The 14653-nt window shown below is 40.9% G+C and carries 12 protein-coding genes; 4 read left to right on the top strand and 8 right to left on the bottom strand.

What is annotated here, in order from left to right; translation table 11 throughout:
- Nucleotides 1-72 precede the first annotated feature (72 nt).
- From AC1Q59_RS09790 to AC1Q59_RS09770, 5 genes are all read right to left on the bottom strand, one after another.
- Nucleotides 73-1101, bottom strand: coding sequence for a tripartite tricarboxylate transporter substrate binding protein (locus AC1Q59_RS09790; RefSeq protein WP_492365628.1), 1029 nt, complete (start codon nucleotides 1099-1101; stop codon nucleotides 73-75).
- A 43-nt stretch (nucleotides 1102-1144) separates the two neighbouring features.
- Nucleotides 1145-2611 carry an alpha-ketoglutaric semialdehyde dehydrogenase GucD gene (gene gucD, locus AC1Q59_RS09785; protein ID WP_492365627.1) on the bottom strand — a complete coding sequence of 489 codons (1467 nt, stop codon included), beginning with the start codon at nucleotides 2609-2611 and terminating at the stop codon, nucleotides 1145-1147.
- Nucleotides 2612-2629: 18 nt separating this feature from the next.
- Nucleotides 2630-3754 (bottom strand): zinc-binding dehydrogenase, encoded by a 1125-nt coding sequence (locus AC1Q59_RS09780; protein ID WP_492365626.1) that lies wholly within the window; start codon nucleotides 3752-3754, stop codon nucleotides 2630-2632.
- Between the two features lie 211 nt (nucleotides 3755-3965).
- The gene (locus tag AC1Q59_RS09775) at nucleotides 3966-5060 is read right to left on the bottom strand and encodes an Ldh family oxidoreductase (RefSeq protein ID WP_492365625.1); all 1095 of its coding nucleotides are present in this window, start codon (nucleotides 5058-5060) and stop codon (nucleotides 3966-3968) included.
- A gap of 20 nt (nucleotides 5061-5080) precedes the next feature.
- Entirely contained in the window at nucleotides 5081-6466 is a 1386-nt protein-coding gene (locus AC1Q59_RS09770) for a sigma-54 interaction domain-containing protein (protein ID WP_492365624.1), read from the bottom strand.
- A 203-nt stretch (nucleotides 6467-6669) separates the two neighbouring features.
- Here AC1Q59_RS09770 and AC1Q59_RS09765 point away from each other — a divergent pair, with 203 nt between their 5' ends.
- From AC1Q59_RS09765 to AC1Q59_RS09750, 4 genes are all read left to right on the top strand, one after another.
- Nucleotides 6670-7218, top strand: coding sequence for a hypothetical protein (locus AC1Q59_RS09765; RefSeq protein WP_492365623.1), 549 nt, complete (start codon nucleotides 6670-6672; stop codon nucleotides 7216-7218).
- A 122-nt stretch (nucleotides 7219-7340) separates the two neighbouring features.
- Entirely contained in the window at nucleotides 7341-8846 is a 1506-nt protein-coding gene (locus tag AC1Q59_RS09760) for a sodium:solute symporter family protein (protein ID WP_492365622.1), read from the top strand.
- 26 nt (nucleotides 8847-8872) lie between these two features.
- Complete coding sequence (locus AC1Q59_RS09755; protein ID WP_492365621.1) at nucleotides 8873-9979, top strand: zinc-binding dehydrogenase; 1107 nt, start codon at nucleotides 8873-8875, stop codon at nucleotides 9977-9979.
- A 29-nt stretch (nucleotides 9980-10008) separates the two neighbouring features.
- Nucleotides 10009-11457, top strand: coding sequence for an NAD-dependent succinate-semialdehyde dehydrogenase (locus AC1Q59_RS09750; protein WP_492365620.1), 1449 nt, complete (start codon nucleotides 10009-10011; stop codon nucleotides 11455-11457).
- A 108-nt stretch (nucleotides 11458-11565) separates the two neighbouring features.
- On the opposite strand, the gene AC1Q59_RS09745 is transcribed toward AC1Q59_RS09750, so the two are convergent.
- From AC1Q59_RS09745 to AC1Q59_RS09735, 3 genes are all read right to left on the bottom strand, one after another.
- Nucleotides 11566-12132: a Fe-S-containing hydro-lyase gene (locus tag AC1Q59_RS09745; protein WP_492365619.1), complete on the bottom strand. Its 567-nt coding sequence runs from the start codon at nucleotides 12130-12132 to the stop codon at nucleotides 11566-11568.
- Nucleotides 12133-12144: 12 nt separating this feature from the next.
- A complete protein-coding gene (locus AC1Q59_RS09740; RefSeq protein ID WP_492365618.1) occupies nucleotides 12145-12990 on the bottom strand; it encodes a fumarate hydratase in 846 nt (281 codons plus the stop codon).
- A gap of 93 nt (nucleotides 12991-13083) precedes the next feature.
- Nucleotides 13084-14616, bottom strand: a complete 1533-nt coding sequence (locus tag AC1Q59_RS09735; protein WP_492365617.1) for an FAD-dependent oxidoreductase — start codon at nucleotides 14614-14616, stop codon at nucleotides 13084-13086.
- Between the last annotated feature and the right edge of the window lie 37 nt (nucleotides 14617-14653).

The raw sequence follows: 14653 nt of genomic DNA, 5'->3' as shown, positions 1-14653 counted from the left end.
CCATTAAGCAAGTACAAAGAATTGTAAAAACAATTCTTTGTACTTTTTAAACCTTCTATTAAGTTATTGGGGTTATTTTGCTATTCCAAGCTCTTTTAGAAGTTCACCGAAATATTCATGGTCCTTGGCAACCAATTCTTTATATTCCTCGGTCCCCTTAAATACAATACCTAGCCCGTTGCTTTCCATAAACTTAACGAATTCTTCATCTTTCGTTGCTTTTTCAAAAGCATCTGCTAAGATTTTGACTACTTCTGGAGGAGTATCAGCTGGTGCGTCAATGGCTCTCCAAACCCCCACTGAAACATCATAGCCAGCTTCCTTAAAGGTAGGAACATCAGGCATAATAGAAGATTTTCCATCAGCTAATACACCTAACGTTTTTAATTCCCCTGCTTCAACTTGCGGAAAAACTTCAGCAGGACTTACAGTGATAGCTTCAATATGTCCGCCAAGCAACGCCGTTTTTGCTGGTGCGGCTCCATCAAAAGGAACATAGTTGAATTTCACATCTGCTGCCTTTTCAATTGATGCTGCAGCTAAGTGCCAAATACCGCCTTTACCTGTGCCGCCTACACGGATTTCCCCTGGATGTTCTTTTGCATAATTAATAAATTCTTCCACAGTATCATACGGTGCATCTGCAGGTACCGTTAGAGCAGCAGGGTCAAAGTTAATATGGGCAACCTGCGCAAGGTCCTTATAGGTAATTGGGGTTAGGCCCATATGGGGTAAAAGAGCGATTTCATTAGCATTCATAATGATTGTGTAGCCATCTGGCTTAGCGTTCGCTGCTTCGCTTATACCAACAACGGCATTTCCGCCTGTTTTATTAACAACAGCTATTGATTGACCTAAATGTTTTTCCGCTGCAGTTGCCAATGCTCTTGCAGTTGCATCTGTACCCCCACCAGCAGCATAAGGTACAATCAATGTAATTGGCTTTTCAGGAAATTTAACTTCCTCTTTAGCATCAGTGCTATCTGTTCCTGAACTGTTAGAAGCACTTTCATTACTAGCTGAGTTCGAACTATTTCCGCATGCCGCTGAAATTATCAGCGTTAAAATCAGGATCATAAAAAGCATAAACTTCTTTTTCATTAGCCTACCCCCTAATTATCTAACAATCTATAATCTTCTTTTTTTATGCTTTCACAAAAACAGTCTGTGAAGATGTGAAAAATTCAAGTGCGGCCTTACCTTGTTCACGTGTATGGGAACTTGAATCCTTCATACCGCCAAATGGTGCTTGAAGTTCCACACCAGCTGTTTCTGAATTAATTCTTACTAGACCTGCATCCATTTCCTTGATGAACTTAAGCATTTTTCCAATATCTCTTGTGAAAATGGCTGCACTTAATCCATATTTCACATCATTAGCAATTTCTATTGCTTTTTCGATCGTATCTACTCTAATTAAAGCTAGCACTGGTCCAAAGATTTCCTCTTGAGCAATTGTCATCTCTGTATCCACATTTTCAAAGACAGTTGGTTCAATATAATAACCTTCACTGTATGCGCCACTATCTAAGATATTCCCCCCGGTGAGAAGAGTAGCCCCCTCTTCAATTCCTTTTTCTATATAGGAAGCAACGGTATTTAGCTGTTTTTCACTTGAACAAGGACCCATCCATGTTTCTTGTTCTTCCCCGTTGCCCACTTTAATCTCTTTAATTTTATTAATTAGCTTTTCTTTAAAACGGTCATAAATATCACCAACAACAATCACCCGGCTAGTACATGTACACTTTTGACCAGTTGATTTAATTCCTCCATTAATTGTTTCCTGCACTGCTAAATCTAAGTCTGCATCTTCGGCAACAATTACTGGGTTTTTTCCGCCCATTTCAGTTTGGAATTTTGCCCCACGGGATGCTGCACCAATCGCAACTCTTTTACCAATATCATTTGACCCTGTAAAGCTAATTGCCTTTATTTCTGGGTGGTCAATAATTCCTTGGCCGATAATCGATCCCGTACCAGTTACAAGATTTACTACTCCATCAGGAACGCCAGCTTCGGCAATACACTTCACAAGCTTCGCAGCTGTAATGCTAGTCTCCTGTGCTGGCTTGAATACTACTGTGTTCCCAGCAACAATAGCTGGAGCAATCTTCCAGGCTGGAATCGCAATTGGGAAATTCCACGGAGTGATAACACCGACAACACCTAACGGAACACGAGTAGTAAACATAAGTCCTTCACTATCCGTATGAGGGATGACATCCCCGACTTTATTCATTCCTTCGCTTGCATAGTACTTAAAGACGGCAATGGCACGCATTGTTTCGCCTTTTGCTTCAGGTAATGTTTTACCCATTTCCTTTGTAATCGTTAAAGCAATATCATCAATATTTTTCTCAAGGTTTTCTGCAATTTTATATAAGTATTGTCCTCTGGCAACAAATCCTTTGTCTCTCCATGCCTTTTGGACATCTTTTGCTACTTTAACAGCTTCATCCAAGTCTTCTTTTGTTGACTTTTGAATAACGCCAACTACTTCTGACTTCCTTCCTGGGTTTAAACTCTCGATAATTTCATTACTTTGGCTTGGCTTCCACTGCCCTCCAATGTAGTTATAATAGGTATTTGTGTCTGTTTGAATTTGCATTCTCCAACCATTCCTTTCTTATATCGTAATTGAAGCACGTGTTACTTCACGATTAGCCGATTTATCTAAGGCTTCCTTAATGTTTTCAAATGGAATTTCACAATCAATCATTTTATCAAAAGGGTATTTATCAACGTATTTTGATAAAAATGTAAGTGCTTTCTTTAAATACCAAGGTTTATAGCGTAAGACCGGAATTATCCGGATAGACTTTCTAGTCAAAAATCCTGGATCAAATTCAATTGTAGTTCCTGGAGAGATATTCCCCATCGTTACATATCTTCCATTATTTCTTATGTGATGCAAGCCTTCGCCAAAAGCAGCTGGAACACCAGAAACCTCAAGAGCCATGTCAGCACCCTGACCATTTGTTAATGAACGTACAACTTCCGCCCTTTCCTCAACAGATGGATAATCTTTCATATTAATCACATGATCAGCACCAAACTGTTTTGCTGCCTCTAAGCGTGATTCAACTGCATCAATGACAATAACTGTGGCTCCTCTTTCTTTTGCAACAGCTGCAGCATTTAACCCAAGTCCCCCTGCTCCCTGAATAACTAGAGTTTCGCCACAAGCTAACTCCCCTTGGTCAAGCCCATAGTATACTTGGGATAGCGCACAGTTGGCACTAGCTGCAACAACATCAGGAATATTATCTGGAACTTTATAAAAATATTGATTAGGATGAATGTAATAATGTGAGGCAAATGAACCATGGAAATGTGGAAATTCTTCCGGAGTCTTATTCCAAAACTCAATTCCATGTTCACAGTTGTTAAAATCACCACGCAAGCATGAATTACATTTTAAACAGCTTCTAAAGTAGCATGCAGCAATCCTATCCCCTGTTTTAATCGCCTGTCCGGCAAAATCTGTTTCAAGCTCTGGTCCAAGCTTTTCAATTACACCAACCATTTCATGTCCTAATACACCAGTCTTTTTCGTTGGGTGGTGTCCCTTCCAAATATGAAGTTCGGAACCGCATACATTCGTACGAAGTACCTTTACTAGAATAGAATTTGCACCTGGTTCAGGTAACTGGAACTCTCTAAATTCAAGCTGCATCGGTTCCACCATATTTGCAACTTTTCCATAGCTTACTCTGTTTTCTTTTGGCTCATTTGTCATTAATTTCTCCATATAAACCCTCCTGCTCAATTTCTAATTTTCGTAAGCCCTTTCAAAAATTTAAATAATTAAAAAATATAAAATATTTTGAATCCTGTAATAAATAATATCAAAGTTCTATTACATTTAAAAATAGAATATTTCATTTTTAAAAATAGAAAACATTAATGTTATTGCATACAAAAAGCCAACTCTATAAAAAAGTTGACTTTTAGTGGAATATCTATTTTTCTGCCATTTTAAAATAAGACTCCAATCTTTCCATCCCAAGCTCTTCCACAGCAAATGTATTGATAAGATCAATAGTACTGTCTTTTAAAGGGATGCCATGCTCTTGTCTTTCAGTCTTCAATTGGGCTTCTAGTTCGCCTGGAAGCAGGATTCGTTCAGATCCCATGGCTTTTTCAGATTCTCTTATGGTCCTGATGAGGTAGGCTACTCTTTCCTGGAATTGCTGTCCGTTTCCGAATCGGTTGATATCGATAGCGCCAAATAGATGTCCTACGCCCCATGCAGCCTGTTCATGTTTTTGCAGCTCAGATTCGGCGGGGCCGCTTGAAATCTCTCCCACCTCAAAGGAGAATAAAGCTCCTGTTAAGGCTGCAGATAAAATTTCGTTGATAACTGCTAATCCATATCCCTTATGCCCGCCAAACGGAAGAACGGTTCCCTCGATAGCCTCTCTTGGGTCGGTGGTCGGTTCACCATCCTTGGTTATTGCCCATCCTTCAGGCAATACCTCATTTTCCCTTGCCATCATGCGAATTCTTCCTCTTGCCGATACACTGCACGCTGCATCAAGAACAATGGGCGGCTCTTCCCCAGCAGGAATAGCATAGGAAAATGGATTATTGCCGAGCAAAGCTTCCTTTCCACCCCATGGTGCCATAACGGCAGGGCTGTTTGTGGTGCAAAAGCCAATCTGATTATGGTCTAATGCCTTCATAGTATAATAGGCTGCCGGTCCGAAGTGACTGCTATTTTTCACACCGACAAACCCAACTCCATACTTTTTAGCTTTTTCTATTGCCAGATCCATCGCGATGTTTGATGCAATGACGCCAAGGCTGCCTTGCCCATCAATGACAGAAACGACCCCATCTTCAACAGGCTGGCTTTCAACTTCTGTCTTCAAATGACCTTTTAAAAATCCTCTCGCCCATCTAGGGAGGTTTTGCACTCCATGGGAATGGACTCCCCGAAGATCGGCTTCTACTAAAACGTCACCTACAAGTCTGGCATTTTCTTCGTTTAATCCAGATTTTTTCAGTGCATCCTCCGTAAAGGTACGCAAACTTTCTACTTTAACAACAGCCAATTCAATCCCCGCCTTATTCATTAAATTTGAATCTCGTATTTTTGGCACTTCCTAGATAAAGTTGAAACATCAACACCAAGTTCTTTTGCTGCTTCTCTTAAACTAGATGATTGGCTTAATTGATCAACAATAATCTCTTTCTCTATTGATTGCATTCTTTCCTTCAAGGTATAGGTCTCTTTCGCAGATTTTTGAACGGCAATCTGTGAAGGTAAATCTTTTACCTTAATGGTCGTATCATCCGTCATGATAAACATTCGCTCGATTACATTCTCCAATTCACGAATGTTTCCAGGCCAGTGATAGCTTTCTAATATTTTCAATACATCAGGAGAATAATTTTTATGAACTTGATACTTCTTAAATAGTTTTTCTGTTTTTTCAAAGATAAATGGAATAATATCCTTTTTTCGTTCCCGCAATGGAGGGATGTTAATGGGCAGAACATTAATGCGGTAAAATAAGTCCTCCCTAAATTCCCCTTTAGCCATCATCTCAGCCAACGGCCGATTCGTTGCACAGACAAGACGAAAGTTCACCTTCACAGGAGTTGTACTGCCCAGCCTAGTTACTTCAAAATCCTGCAGGACCCGAAGCAATTTCACCTGAAGCTTTAATGGCAGATCACCTACCTCATCTAAAAACAGGGTACCGTTATTGGAAATCTCAATTAATCCTGGTTTCCCTTTTTCATTTGCACCGGAAAAAGCCCCTTTTACATAGCCAAATAGCTCTGATTCTAATAGATCGCCTGGAATAGCCCCGCAATTCACCTTAATAAACGGCTTGTCCGATCCTTTACTGGTTTCGTGTATGAGTCTAGCTAATACTTCCTTACCTGTTCCAGATTCCCCAAGAAGCAATACCGGCAAATCTGCCCTGGCTATCCTCGGAATGGCATTCAAAATTTCTTTCATTTCCTCGCTTGCCGCGACAATCTTCTCGCTCTGTACACGCTCTTTATATAAACTGAGTTCACGCAAATATCTTTCTGACCGTTCCTCCGCATCACTTAGTTGGGTTTCTAATTTATTTAATTCTGATAAATCTCTTGCCGTAATGACAATACGAAACAGCTTGCCATCCTTTAGAACGGGTGTACCAGTTACTAATCCCGTTTTTCCGCTGCGAAATTTTTGAATTAAAGACACTTCTTTTTTCTGCTGCAGCACCATTTCGCCAACAGATTCAGATATCGTTCCATTTTGAACAAGATCTAAACTTGTTTTCCCTGCGAGTTCTTCTTCCTGCAGTCCTGTAATTCTTCCGTAGGCTGTATTCATGCGCAGGAATCTTAACTCAGCATCAGCGATATAAATACCTTCCTGACATGCATTGAGGACCGCCTCTAGCTCCAAATATCTCCAATCATGTTCAAATTCCATCTTACTTTTTGATACAAGCATAGTCCCAGCCTCCCTTTGTTGCAAAAACGCAAATACTTATTGTAAAAATGCAACACCCGAACCACTACTAATTTCCCGAATTTATCGTAATTTATTTTATTTTCCCAAAATTATATTTATAATTATAGCAAATTAAGCACAATTCACCAATAAATAATAGTTGGCACAAGTCTTGCATAAATAATTAACAGGAGTTGACGAATATGATGAAAACGCTTAACTATACGGATGAAATTGAATGGGAAGAATTGCAAAGCTTAGCAAAGTATAAAAATATGAATCTGAAAATCGAAGGAACCTTTTACTTTCCTGTTCTTTTTTCGATTTGGGATATTGAATATAAAACCTTTTTCCGAAAAGATCGTAAGAATACTTCCATTACAGGTGTTGATTTAGTAAAAGGCGCCTCTGGTCTAGCTGATTATTTTCCAAACTATAAAACAAAAGAAGCTGACGAGAAACATATAATTTCCCCACTTTTTCCACCAGAAGTAAAATTTTCAGAAAATAGGGAATTTATAAGAAGATACTATATTCATTACAGAAGAATATGGTCTGTTCCAAAGATAGAACTTAGGAATGAAGAAGTCATCCATATGCCATATACGATTCTTTCAGATGTGGACAAGACTTCTAAACAAATAAAATACTACTTGCTGGAGCACTCCTCAAAAAAAATTGATAAGTTATCCAACTACAAACATATTGAGGAAAGCTGCTTAAAGCTCTTGAAAGGAGGTGGCAATGAATGATTCTAGCTTGGTATGCAGGCCTTGTTTTGGCCTCTTGGGTGATTATGGGCTTTATTTTATTTAAGACGAACATCATTAAAGATGATTAAACATTAAATTAGATTAGATTGGAGGCGAAATAAATGAATTCTACTATTTTTTGGTCATGGCTATTTATGGGGATTTTTGTATTAGGAATGCTTTATTTAGGCTGGCTGGGCATGAAAAAGACTAAAAACTCTGATGATTTTGCCACAGCTCGTTCTTCATATGGATATCTCACACTAGGTTTAGCCATTACGGCTACAATTTCCAGCGGCTCCACTTTCATGGGGATACCTGGATTAGCTTTCAGCATGGGTGCTCCAAGTCTTTGGTATCCAATTCTATATCCAATTGCCACTGTTTTTGGAATGCTTCTCATTGCTTCATATGTAAAGAAATTTGGCGATAAATTTGGTACTAGAACCATCCCTGAGTTTATGGGTGAACGTTTTAATAGTGAATTTTTAAGAATTGTCTTAGCTCTTGTTTCCATTTTACTTATTTTTTACGTTGTCTCTCAATTTGTCGCGGCAGCCACTATGTTCCAGACAATGATGGGATTAGACTATAATCTTGCCCTATTCTTAACAGGTGCCATTCTAGCAGCCTATGTTTTTATGGGCGGTTCCCATTCCGACATCATGACGGATGCGGTTCAAGGATTTTTAATGCTAGCGATTGCTATAGTTGTCATTATTGCCTTTGCCACAGGAGCTGGAGTCGAAGGCGGATTCTCTGGAATGATGGATCTTATTAATGAACGACGCGGGGAAGGTTCCTTGAATCAGCTATTTGCGCCAGGCAATATTACTTATGGAAGTGCTTGGCTAGTGTTCCTGCTATTTGTTGCCCATATTCCATTTAGTATCCTTCCGCATATCGGAAATAAATTTATGGCGATCAAATCAGGCAAGGAACTTAAGAAGCTTGTTATGTTCTGTACCATCGTTGCAACAACTATGCCAGCGATGTCACTTGGCGGTTTGCTTGGTATCGCTATTATCGATCCAAGTCAAAATATTGCAGCCGATCAGGTCATTCCTGTAGTGTTCAATGAATTATTCCCTCCAGTCATTGCTGGACTATTCGCAGTAGCTGTTCTATCAGCAATCATGTCTACTTCTGACGGATTAATTGTGTCACTTACGCAAATTGTTGCCAATGATCTCTACCGTAAAACCATTGTGCCTCGAAAAGGCATTGATAAGGAAAAAGCCGAAAAGGTTGAAATGTTAATCAGCCGTTATGGTACCTTTGTTGTTCTCGGTGTTGCTATTTTAATGGCATGGAACCCGCCTCAATCTTTAGCCGTTTTCCTTTGGATTGGAATCGGCGGTATTGTTTCGGCGACAGCCGGTCCTCTATGTGTAGGAACCTTATGGAAACGTGCAACAAAGAGTGCAGCTATTTTCTCCATGCTTGCAGGATCCATTGCTTACTGGATTATTTATTTGCCAATTGGCTTTGGATTTACAAACCCATTTGGTGCAGCCGGAATTTCCGTATTAATTGGTTTTGTCACTATGTTCGTCGGTACGTTAGTAACAGCTAAACCAGCTGATAAAGAAATAGAAAGAATTTTTGGAAACGATATTTCAGCATAAAAAATTACTAAAGGAGTGTATGTAAAATGACAGAAAAAACAGCAGTAAAAACAGGAAAAGTAGCAGTAATGACAGAGCCTCTTAAATTAGATTACCAAGAATACCAAGTTCCTTCCCCAGAGGCAGGATCCTTAGTTGTAAAAGTAACACGCACAAATGTATGCGGATCCGAGCTCCATATCTGGCGCGGACATCACCCAAGCATTAAGCGAGGTGTCCTTGGTCATGAGATGATTGGAACGATTCATGAGCTTGGAGAAGGCGTGACAACAGATTATGCCGGAAACCCTGTCAAAGTTGGCGACCGCGTAGTTTCTGCCTATTTCCTTACATGTAAAAAATGTGCGCCATGCCAGGAAGGGAAATTTCACCTTTGTGAAAATGCTTATGAATTCTGGACAAAGCAGCCGGAAATAGAACCGCATTTCCACGGCACATTTGCTACTCATTATTACATTCATAAAGATCAATATTTCTATAAAGTTCCTGATAATGTTCCTGATGTAGCAGCTGCAAGCGCCAACTGTGCCCTATCACAGGTTTACTTTGGTATTGAGCAGGCAGATTTGCGCAATAACCAAACGATCGTTATTCAAGGCGCTGGCGGTCTTGGACTTTATGCTGCAGCTATCGCAAAGGAAAAAGGAGCGAAGGTTATTGTTGTAGATGGAGTTAAGAGTCGTCTTGAACAAGCGAAAAAGTTCGGAGCAGATTACGTTATTGATATGAATGACTATCAAACTACTGAGTTAAGAGCTAGAGCTGTTTTAGAGCTTACTGGCGGCAAGGGTGCAGATGTCGGCATGGAATTAGCGGGTGTTCCTGCAGCATTTGCAGAAGGTATTCATCTTATTAAGGCCGGCGGTAAATATGTAACGATCGGTAATGTATCCATCGGAAAATTTGTTGAATTTGACCCAGGCCTATTAACAAGAAAGTCTATTAACATTATTCCAGTTGTTCGTTATAATCCTTGGTATTTACGCAAGTCACTTGAATTTTTATCGAACACAATTGAAAAGTATCCATATAAACAGCTTCTTGATGCAGAGTTTACATTAGACCAGATTCAAACTGCATTAGACGAATCTGCCGCAAGAAAAGTGACTCGTGCTTCCATTATCGTAGAGTAATAACAAGATTAAGAAAGGTGGATGTCTTAATGAGTACAGAAGTGTTAGATTTAAATGCCATGTACATTAATGGTGAATGGGTTCAGGCAGAATCCGGCGATAGCTTTGATGTCATTAACCCTGGGACAGGCGAGGTCGTGTCCCAGGTTCCAAACGGCGGCAAATCAGAGGCAATATCGGCCGTAGACGCCGCGCACAAGGCTTTCAAAAGCTGGTCGCAAACTTCCTCCTATGAGAGAAGCGCACTAATTAAAAAATGGCATGATTTAATTTTAGAAAATAAAGAAGATGTTGCAAAAATTTTAGTAGAGGAACAAGGGAAACCGATGTCTGAAGCTTTAGGTGAGGTTACCTACGCAGCAAGCTTCCTTTCCTGGTATGCGGAAGAAGCCAAGCGGATTTACGGTGAAACCATCCCAGCTTCTACTACAGAAAAGCGGATCCTTGTTATTAAACAGCCCGTTGGTGTTGTTGCAGCCATTACTCCTTGGAATTTCCCAGCTGCCATGATTACCAGAAAAATTGGCCCAGCCCTAGCTGCCGGCTGTACAGCGGTTATTAAACCCGCAGAGCAAACACCGTTAACAGCGATTAAACTGGCAAAATTGGCGGAAGAAGCAGGCATTCCTAAAGGGGTCATCAACGTCGTCACTGGAGATGCAAAGCAAATCGGCGAAGCATGGCTTGAAGATGGCCGTGTGGCAAAGATTACCTTTACCGGCTCAACAGAGGTTGGAAAAATATTAATGCGCGGTGCTGCTGATACAGTTAAGAAAGTTTCTCTTGAACTGGGCGGACATGCGCCAGTTATCGTTTTTGGCGACGCAGACCTTGAAAAGGCTGTAAGCGGCGTTATCGCTTCTAAATTCAGAAACGCTGGCCAAACATGTGTCTGTGCCAACCGGATATACGTAGAAAAGTCTATATTACCGCAGTTCACAGAAAAGCTTCGTGAAGAAGCGGCAAAAATCAAGGTTGGCTTAGGCTATCAGCCGGATTCACAAATCGGTCCGCTTATTAATGAGGACTCCTATATTAAGGTTCGCAAACATATAGACGATGCTGTTGAAAAAGGCGCAACAATCGAGCTTGGCGGAAAACGGATGGAAGAATATAAAAATGGGTATTTCCTTGAACCTACTATTATTAGCGGTGTTCATGAAGAAATGATTATTCTTCAGGAAGAAACGTTCGGGCCGGTTGCTCCAATCATCGCTTTTGAAAATGAAGAGGAAGCCTTTGAAAAAGCAAATAATTCCCGTTATGGATTAGCTGCCTATGCCTATACTGAAAGCTTAAATAGGGCTATTGCTGCCTATGAAAAACTTGAATTTGGCATTGTCGGCATAAATGATGGAATTCCTTCCACTGCACAAGCGCCATTTGGCGGTGTAAAGGAAAGCGGATTAGGACGCGAGGGCGGACATCATGGGTTAGAGGAATTTTTAGAAACAAAATATGTATCTATTAAATTATAAGTTTACTGCTGCCTCAGGTGATGATCGCCTGAGGCCTTTTTATGGCGGATTCACCTTTAATCAAACGTTTGATTAAAAAAGGAGCCTTTATGAGGCTCCTTTAAAAAACTACATTGAAGTTTTATTGTCATTAAACTGCTGCTTTCCGATTTGGTACCAGTCATTTCCTTCACTGTCGATAATCACAACAGCCGGAAAATCCTTTACCTCGAGCTTATGGATGGCTTCTGGTCCTAAATCAGCATAGGCAATAACCTCCATTGATTTAATAGAACGGGTAATCAAAGCTCCTGAACCGCCGATGGCCGCGAAATACACAGCTTTATTTTTCTTCATTGAATCAATGACTTCCTGGCTTCTGTAACCCTTGCCAATCATTCCTTTTAACCCGCAGTCTAATAAAGATGGCGTGTACTTGTCCATTCTGCCACTTGTTGTTGGACCTGCTGAACCGATAATCTGCCCAGGCTTTGCCGGTGTGGGACCGACATAATAAATGGTCTGACCTGCAACATCAAAAGGAAGCTCTTCCCCTTTTTTAAGGGCCTCAAACATTCTTTTATGTGCGGCATCCCGTGCTGTATAGATGGTTCCGCTGATAAGCACGCGATCACCGGATTTCAATTCTGCAATGATGTTTTCATCTATTGGACTAGTAATCTGTTTTGCGCTCATATCCGTTCCCTCCTACAGCCTTATTTCTTTATGCCTGCTTGCATGGCAGTTCAAATTAACAGCGACAGGCAATGCAGCAATATGACATGGTTCAATTTCAATTTTCACATCAAGAGCTGTTGTATTTCCGCCCATTCCTTGCGGCCCAATGCCTAGCTCATTAATTTTTTCCATCAATTCTTTTTCCAATTCAGCAATTTCGGGACGTTCACTGCGATGGCCAATTGGTCTAAACAGCGACTTCTTCGCCAAATAAGCACATCTCTCAAAATTCCCGCCAATGCCGATCCCTACAACAAGCGGCGGGCAAGCGTTCGGCCCCGCTTTGGCTACTGTATCCAAAATATAGCTTTTAATTCCTTCTAATCCATCCGCTGGTTTAAGCATTTTTAAGGTACTCATATTTTCGCTGCCTCCGCCTTTGGCAGACATATGGATGACTAGGTCCTCACCAGGCACCATCTCAATATGAATAATCGAAGGCGTATTATAGCCTTTGCTTTTTTCGCGTGTGATTGGGTGATCCACAATGGAATGTCTTAAATAGCCTTCCTCGTAGCCTTTGCGAACACCCTCGTTAATTGCGTCGTAAATACTGCCGCCAGTAATATGGCAGTCCTGCCCGACCTCAACGATAAAAACAGATACCCCAGTATCCTGGCACATGGGTACCCTCTCACTCTTGGCAATATCTGCATTTAAAATCAGCTGCTCCAAAATGTCTTTACCTGTATCTGATGTTTCTTTTTTTAGTGCTGTCTGGAAAGCCTCAATCACATCTTGGCCAAGGTCGAAGTTAGCCTCCTGACACATTTTTGCGACTTCGTTAACAATTTCTTCGTATGTTACATTCTTCATTTTTACTTCCCCCTTTTCTCCATGTCAAAAATCTCCCTGCATGGGGGATCCTTTCAACTAATGTCTCTGTAAAATTTAACCGTAGATTTCCGCTTAAATAGCAGAAACAGGAGATCCGTCCCCGTGTTTGCAAATCGTAATTTTTTTCTCCCATTGTTTACTTTCTTCTTTGTAATCCTGAACTTTATGTGCGCCGCGGCTTTCTTGTCTTAAGGAGCCCGCTAAGGCGCAAGCCCAGGCGACCCGAACTTTGTCCTGAAGCCTTACACTTGTCAGCCCCTCAGTTTTCTCAAGCTTTAACGCGAGCTTTTCTAGTTCTTCTGCCGCTTCCTTTAATGATTGTGTGGTTCTTTCAATGCCAACCTTTTCCCACATAATTTCTTTGATTTTACGAATTACCTCAGATTCATTTATCTCACTGGAATCACCTGCAGTGAAATATATATCATCATATGAAATTCCAGATTGGTTTATTTGAACATGCTCCTTTTCTTTTGCCGCCATCTTTCCAGTCCGGCATCCAAATACAAGCGCTTCTGTTAAAGAGCCGCCGCCAAGTCTGTTGGCTCCGTGCAAACCTCCGGAGCATTCTCCGCATGCATATAAACCGGCAATATTCGTTCTTCCCCATTCGTCTGTTTCGATTCCGCCCATGCAGTAATGCTGCACAGGACTCATAACCCATTCGCCCTCATAGCCTTTTTTATATAGACGGTACAGATGCGGGCTATCTTTTTCTATATCCGTTTCTGAGACATTAGAAAAATCCAAAAGCACCTTAGCTTGTTTAAACATGGAATAGCTTAATATGTCCCTTGTTTCTAGCTCTTTTCTCGGAAACTTCTCCATAAACCGTTCGTTTTTCTCATTAAGCAACATGGCACCCTTGCCAAAAATTCTTGTCATTATATCAACATTCACCGGATGCTGCAGCCGATACGGATAGAACTGAACAAATTCCATGTCCACAAGGCGCGCACCATGCCGCCATGCCATGCCTATTCCTTCACCGGTTACATCTCTTGGGTTATCTGAAGAAGCGTAAAGTCCGCCAAATCCCCCAGTTGCTAAAATAACTGCTGGCGCGTAATAAACAAATAGCTCCTGATTCTTCTGCACGACTGCACCGGTAACGATATCGCTTTCCTTCACTAAATCAACCATCTCAGACTGCTCATGAAAGTCTATACCAAGATTTAAAGCATATTCTCTCATGGATTTAGTTGTATTTCGGCCAATCCCGCTTCCTGCATAGACTCTTCTCGGGAATGAATGCCCCGGTGTACTCACTTTTCGCTCCCTCTCAAGAGGAATGCCAAACTTGCTTTCAAGTTCATTGACTCTCTCTGTGCACTCGTCAGCTAGAATTCTAGCAAGCTTTGGATCTGATAAATTTTTGCTTCCTTTTATAATGTCCTGATAGAATACATCCGGTGAATCACCATCTGAAAATATCGCTGATTGAACGCCATCAGAAATAACAGATGAGCCGCCTAATCCAGCTTTACCTTTTGTAATTAACGCAACAGCGGCACCTTCTTCTTTTGCCGAAACTGCTGCAGCTAAGGCCGCTTGACCTCCGCCAATCACAATCACATCATAATGGAAGGAATTTTTTATAATCATTTTAGTCCTCAACTCCGTTTTTCTGAGTCTCACTTCG

Source organism: Cytobacillus sp. MT66, assembly GCF_058792595.1.
This window is presented reverse-complemented; position numbering and strand designations above follow the sequence as displayed.

What these genes read in the sequence shown, in the direction of transcription:
- AC1Q59_RS09745 (WP_492365619.1), bottom strand. Translation starts at nt 12,132, where the DNA reads ATGAGCGCAAAACAGATTACTAGTCCAATAGATGAAAACATCATTGCA.
- AC1Q59_RS09735 (WP_492365617.1), bottom strand. Translation starts at nt 14,616, where the DNA reads ATGATTATAAAAAATTCCTTCCATTATGATGTGATTGTGATTGGCGGA.
- AC1Q59_RS09750 (WP_492365620.1), top strand. Translation starts at nt 10,009, where the DNA reads ATGAGTACAGAAGTGTTAGATTTAAATGCCATGTACATTAATGGTGAA.
- AC1Q59_RS09790 (WP_492365628.1), bottom strand. Translation starts at nt 1,101, where the DNA reads ATGAAAAAGAAGTTTATGCTTTTTATGATCCTGATTTTAACGCTGATA.
- AC1Q59_RS09770 (WP_492365624.1), bottom strand. Translation starts at nt 6,466, where the DNA reads ATGCTTGTATCAAAAAGTAAGATGGAATTTGAACATGATTGGAGATAT.
- AC1Q59_RS09740 (WP_492365618.1), bottom strand. Translation starts at nt 12,990, where the DNA reads ATGAAGAATGTAACATACGAAGAAATTGTTAACGAAGTCGCAAAAATG.
- AC1Q59_RS09755 (WP_492365621.1), top strand. Translation starts at nt 8,873, where the DNA reads ATGACAGAAAAAACAGCAGTAAAAACAGGAAAAGTAGCAGTAATGACA.
- gucD (WP_492365627.1), bottom strand. Translation starts at nt 2,611, where the DNA reads ATGCAAATTCAAACAGACACAAATACCTATTATAACTACATTGGAGGG.
- AC1Q59_RS09780 (WP_492365626.1), bottom strand. Translation starts at nt 3,754, where the DNA reads ATGGAGAAATTAATGACAAATGAGCCAAAAGAAAACAGAGTAAGCTAT.
- AC1Q59_RS09765 (WP_492365623.1), top strand. Translation starts at nt 6,670, where the DNA reads ATGATGAAAACGCTTAACTATACGGATGAAATTGAATGGGAAGAATTG.
- AC1Q59_RS09760 (WP_492365622.1), top strand. Translation starts at nt 7,341, where the DNA reads ATGAATTCTACTATTTTTTGGTCATGGCTATTTATGGGGATTTTTGTA.